Genomic DNA, 231 nt, shown 5'->3' with positions numbered 1-231 from the left:
CACCAACCAGCACACGCCCCACAACCCCTACTACTTTATCTAGGTTTAGTAGCTGTCTATGAGCTAAAACATGAAAAACAGGACAAACAGGACAAACAGGACAAACAGGACAAACAGGACAAACAGGACAAACAAGATAAACAGGACGAACAAGATAAACAGGACGAACAAGATAAACAGGACGAACAAGATGACCAGGAGGAGCAGGAGGACGAGGGCGGGGAGGAGGAC

1 protein-coding gene is annotated in these 231 nt (G+C 47.2%); it reads left to right on the top strand.

Annotated elements, in window-relative coordinates; all coding sequences use genetic code 11:
- Nucleotides 1–231: hypothetical protein (locus JDS92_RS30545; protein WP_199633076.1), on the top strand; the 231-nt coding region annotated here is incomplete at both ends.

The organism is Bacillus cereus group sp. N12 (assembly GCF_016483575.1).
GTDB classification, from domain to species: Bacteria; Bacillota; Bacilli; order Bacillales; family Bacillaceae_G; genus Bacillus_A; species Bacillus_A toyonensis.
This window is presented reverse-complemented; position numbering and strand designations above follow the sequence as displayed.